Source organism: uncultured Winogradskyella sp. (assembly GCF_947498345.1).
Taxonomy (GTDB): Bacteria; Bacteroidota; Bacteroidia; order Flavobacteriales; family Flavobacteriaceae; genus Winogradskyella.
On sequence record NZ_CANMJY010000027.1, the window covers coordinates 1 to 876 of the forward strand.

An 876-nucleotide genomic window follows, 5' to 3' on the forward strand; every position below is an offset into this window, starting at 1 on the left:
GGTTCTTTTGCCAATGCAACAGGTGATAGTTCTGTGGCTTTAACCGGAGGCACGGCATCAGGCGAGAATTCTTTTGCCTGGGATGGTCAGGCAACAGGAACAGAAGCCATGGCTTTATCGCAAGGTGTGGCTAATGGAGAGCGTTCTGTAGCTATCGGAATAAATTCAACAACAACGGCAGCAGGAACAGGATCTATGGCTATAGGTGAATCTTCTCAGGCTAGTGGTGTTAATGGCCATGCTTATGGGTATTTCACAAATGTATCAGGGGATTATGCGACAGCAATCGGTCAGCAGAGTACAGCTTCAGGAGGCGCATCCCTAGCTGCAGGTTCTTTTGCCAATGCAACAGGTGATAGTTCTGTGGCTTTAACCGGAGGCACGGCATCAGGCGAGAATTCTTTTGCCTGGGATGGTCAGGCAACAGGAACAAACGCCATGGCTTTATCACAAGGTGTGGCTAACGGAGAGCGTTCAGTAGCTATTGGAATAAATTCTGCAACAACAGCAGCAGCAACAGGATCTATGGCTATAGGTGAATCATCTCAGGCTAGTGGTGTTAATGGTCATGCTTATGGATATTTCACTAATGTGTCAGGGGATTATGCTACTGCAATCGGTCAGCAGAGTACTGCATCAGGAGGTGCTTCTCTGGCTGCAGGTTCTTTTGCCAATGCAACAGGCGATAGTTCTGTAGCTTTAACCGGAGGCACGGCATCAGGCGAGAATTCTTTTGCCTGGGATGGTCAGGCAACAGGAACAGAAGCCATGGCTTTATCGCAAGGTGTGGCTAATGGAGAGCGTTCTGTAGCTATCGGAATAAATTCAACAACAACGGCAGCAGGAACAGGATCTATGGCTATAGGTGAATCTTCT

1 pseudogene is annotated in these 876 nt (G+C 48.2%); it reads left to right on the forward strand.

Annotation, left to right across the window (positions count from 1 at the left end):
* Positions 1–876, forward strand: a pseudogene (locus tag Q0912_RS17460) (hypothetical protein); the annotation flags it as partial.